Genomic DNA, 3,819 nt, shown 5'->3' with positions numbered 1-3,819 from the left:
GCCCATGACCAGGCCCTTGCTCATCCAGGGCTTGAAGTTGCGCGCGACGTGCAATTCCTCGTGCAACCACGATTGTTCGAACGCGACCGGATAGCTCAGCAACTCGTCGTGGTGACGGCCCTCGGCCAGCGCGGCATAGGCGGCGTCGGCGGCGAGCATGCCCGTCTTGATGGCGGCATGGCTGCCCTTGATGCGGCTGGTGTTGAGGAAGCCGGCGTCGCAGCCGATCAGCGCGCCGCCCGGGAACACGGTCTTCGGCAGCGATTGCAGGCCACCCGCCGTGATCGCGCGCGCGCCATACGAGATGCGCTTGCCGCCTTCGAAGAACTTGCGGATCTCCGGGTGGGTTTTATAACGCTGGAATTCCTCGTACGGCGACAGATAGGGATTCTGGTAGCCGAGGCCGACGATGAAGCCGACGACCACCTGGTTGTTTTCCAGGTGGTACAGGAACGAACCGCCGTACGTGTCGTTGTCCAGCGGCCAGCCCGCCGTGTGGATCACGAGGCCCGGCTTGTGTTTGGCCGGATCGATTTCCCACAGTTCCTTGATGCCGATGCCGTACGTCTGCGGATCCTTGCCCTTGTTCAGGTCATACTTCGCCATCAGCTGCTTGCCGAGGTGGCCGCGCGAGCCTTCCGCGAACAGCGTGTACTTGGCGTGCAGCTCCATGCCCAGCTGGAACGCGTCGGTCGGCTGGCCATGGCGGTTGACGCCCATATTGCCCGTTGCGACGCCTTGCACGGAACCGTCATCGTTGTACAGGATTTCTGCGGCCGGGAAGCCGGGGAAGATCTCGACGCCCAGCGCCTCTGCCTGCTGGCCCAGCCAGCGCACGACGTTGCCGAGCGAGATCACGTAGTTGCCGTGATTTTGCAGCGAGGGGAGCATCATCAGGTCCGGCGTGCGGATCGCCTTTTTCTCCGTCAGGAACAGGAAGCGGTCTTCCGTGACGGGCGTGTTCAACGGTGCGCCCAGTTCCTTCCAGTTCGGGAGCAGTTCGTCCAGCGCACGCGGGTCCATCACGGCGCCCGACAGGATGTGCGCGCCCAGCTCGCCCCCCTTTTCCAGCACGCAGACCGACACGTCCTGACCCTTTTCGGCAGCGAGCTGTTTCAGGCGGATCGCTGCGGACAGGCCGGCGGGGCCGCCGCCGACGATGACCACGTCGTATTCCATTGCTTCGCGGGGGCCGTATTCTTCGAGGAGGGTGTTGGGCTGAGTCATTTTTTATGGTGGTTAGAAAAATTTAAGCACGAGTGTGCACTTTTTTGCGCTCGTTGGCAACGTCGAGCGCCATTGTAGGGCAAGTATTAGACGCAGCAATCTAATCGATGTGAAATAGGTGAAGTGTGTAATGATTATGGCTTCGCAACAGACAAATACGGGTAGGGGGAGCGCAACGTGGGTATTGAAGTCAATTTCGAAGGAAAGATCGCGATGGTCACGGGCGCTTCCAGCGGGCTGGGCGCGCGTTTTGCCAAGGCGCTGGCCGGCGCCGGGGCCCAGGTCGTGCTGGCGTCGCGCCGCATCGACCGCCTGAAGGAATTGCGCGCCGAAATCGAGGCCGAGGGCGGCGCGGCCCATGTCGTCGCGCTCGACGTGACGGACCTCGCGAGCATCAAGTCGGCGATCGCCCATGCGGAGACGGAAGCGGGGCCGATCGACATCCTCGTCAACAATTCCGGCGTCTCGACGACGCAGCGCCTGCTCGACGTCAGCGAGGACGACTACGGCTATGTGATGGACACGAACCTGCGCGGCGCCTTCTTCATGGCCCAGCAGACCGCGAAGCGCATGATCCAGCGCGCCAAGGGCGACCCGAAGAAGCAGCACCGCATCGTCAACATCGCGTCCGTCGCCGGCCTGCGCGTGCTGCCGCAGATCGGCGTGTACTGCATGAGCAAGGCCGGCGTCGTGCAGATGACGAAGGCGATGGCCGTCGAATGGGGCCGCTACGGCATCAACGTGAACGCCATCTGCCCGGGCTATATCGCCACCGAGATGAACGAGGATTATTTCGACACGGAGCAGGGCAGGAAGCTGATCGAGATGCTGCCGCGCCGCCGCACCGGCCGGCCGGAAGACCTCGACGGCCTGCTGCTGTTGCTGGCGGCCGAGGAGGCCCATTTCATCAACGGCGCCATCATCACGGCCGACGATGGCATGACGGCGCAATGAACGTTTTCATCAACGAAGCAAAGCACATGAGTAACAAGAAGCTGGTTCACGTCATGCGCCAGGCGATCCGCTGGGGCGACATGGACGCGTTCGGACACGTGAACAACACGGTGTATTTCCGCTACATGGAGAGCGGGCGCATTGCCTTCCTCGAACAGGCGGCGGGCGATCCCGACCTGCAGGGCGTGGGACCGGTGATCATCACCGCCTACTGCTCGTTCCTGCGCCAACTGAAGTATCCAGGCGAGATCGAGATCCGCACGTTCGCAAGCAGCCCCGGCCGGTCGAGCTTCGAGGTCACGCACGAGATCCGCATGGTCGACGCGGACGGCAATGCCGAAGTCGTGCATGCGGAAGGCGGCGGCAAGGTCGTATGGATCGATTTCGCGGCCGAGAAGTCCGTGCCGCTGCCGGAGCGGGTGCGGGAGATGCTGCCGGCGGGTTCGAACAGTTGACTATTCCCGCGACATGCCAACGAGCTTGTGCACGAGCTCCGACGACGTCGACGCCGAGAACTTCTTCATCAGCCGGGCGCGGTGCATCTCCACCGTGCGCGGCGACAGGTCGGTCTCGCGCGCGATCACCTTGCTCGTCTTGCCTTCCACCAGCAGCGCCGCGATCTCGCGCTCGCGCGGGGTCAGCTCGGCCGTCACGGGCCGTTTTTCACTGACATCCTCGAACGTCCAGACGCCGGCGCCGAGCGGCTCGGCCGGGTCGAGCGCGCGGCCCGTCACGTGGCACCAGAACAGTTCGCCATTTCCACGGCGCATGATGCGCTCGTCGGAATAACGGCCCTTCGCATTCATGATCGGGATGATGCGGTCGCCCGTGCGCAGGAACTCGTCCATGGTGGGGTAGAGTACCGAGAACGACTGCCCGTCCAGCTGCGCGGGCTGGTAGCCGAACATCGCGGCCAGCGCGTGGTTGCAGGACTGGATTACGCGGTTCACCGAGATGCACATGCCGACGGGCGCGTGCTGGAAAATCATCTCGTAATCGATGGCGTATGATGCGTTCATTTGATGGTAGTCGACTGTCGGGCGCATGCCCTGTTCTTACCGGAGTCACTTGCCGGTATTTCTACGGTATTGTGCTTTGAGAGGGGGTATTTTATTCTCGAATCCTACTCTGCTGTACAGAAAGAGCTGTCGGCTTGCTTATCCACGCTTCAAGCTTAATAACCAAAGGGACGGGTATGAACAAAGTGTATCCTGATGCGCGCTCCGCGCTCGAAGGGGTCGTTGCGGACGGCCAGACCATCGCCGTGGGCGGCTTCGGCCTGTGCGGCATTCCGGAGGCGTTGATCCTCGCGCTGCGCGATTCCGGCGTCAAGAACCTGACGGCCATCTCGAACAATGCCGGCGTCGACGATTTCGGCCTTGGCCAGCTCCTGACTACGCGCCAGATCAGGAAGATGATCTCGTCGTATGTGGGGGAGAACAAGGAATTCGCGCGTCAATACCTGGCCGGCGAACTGGAACTGGAGTTCACGCCCCAGGGCACCCTGGCCGAGAAGCTGCGCGCCGGCGGCGCCGGCATCCCGGCCTTTTTCACCAGGACCGGCTACGGCACGATCGTCGCGGAAGGCAAGGAAACCCGTGAATTCGATGGCGACATGTACGTGATGGAGCGCTCGCT

Annotated in this window: 5 protein-coding genes; 3 read left to right on the top strand and 2 right to left on the bottom strand. The window is 62.7% G+C overall.

Translation table 11 applies throughout. The annotated features are described in order from the left end of the window. Positions 1-1,227, bottom strand: a 1,227-nt coding sequence (locus AC1DYX_RS28975; RefSeq protein WP_477265349.1) for an NAD(P)/FAD-dependent oxidoreductase, incomplete at its 3' end; no start/stop codon positions are given. 177 nt (positions 1,228-1,404) lie between these two features. Here AC1DYX_RS28975 and AC1DYX_RS28970 point away from each other — a divergent pair. Beyond that, complete coding sequence (locus AC1DYX_RS28970; RefSeq protein ID WP_477265347.1) at positions 1,405-2,181, top strand: SDR family oxidoreductase; 777 nt, start codon at positions 1,405-1,407, stop codon at positions 2,179-2,181. Positions 2,182-2,207: 26 nt separating this feature from the next. Further along, positions 2,208-2,636 (top strand): acyl-CoA thioesterase, encoded by a 429-nt coding sequence (locus tag AC1DYX_RS28965; protein WP_477265345.1) that lies wholly within the window; start codon positions 2,208-2,210, stop codon positions 2,634-2,636. Here the strand turns inward: AC1DYX_RS28965 and AC1DYX_RS28960 are convergent, their stop codons facing one another. Beyond that, entirely contained in the window at positions 2,637-3,200 is a 564-nt protein-coding gene (locus AC1DYX_RS28960; protein ID WP_477265343.1) for a LuxR C-terminal-related transcriptional regulator, read from the bottom strand. It lies immediately after the preceding gene. Positions 3,201-3,376: 176 nt separating this feature from the next. Here AC1DYX_RS28960 and AC1DYX_RS28955 point away from each other — a divergent pair. Continuing rightward, positions 3,377-3,819, top strand: a 443-nt coding sequence (locus AC1DYX_RS28955; protein WP_477265341.1) for a CoA transferase subunit A, incomplete at its 3' end; no start/stop codon positions are given.

It is taken from the genome of Massilia sp. P2_C2 (genome assembly GCF_056404615.1).
Note: the sequence above shows the minus strand (reverse complement) of the source record. Positions and strands in the feature narration are given on the sequence as shown.

Excerpts from the sequence above, each read along its gene's own strand:
- AC1DYX_RS28965 (WP_477265345.1), top strand. The coding sequence starts at position 2,208 with ATGAGTAACAAGAAGCTGGTTCACGTCATGCGCCAGGCGATCCGCTGG.
- AC1DYX_RS28960 (WP_477265343.1), bottom strand. The coding sequence starts at position 3,200 with ATGAACGCATCATACGCCATCGATTACGAGATGATTTTCCAGCACGCG.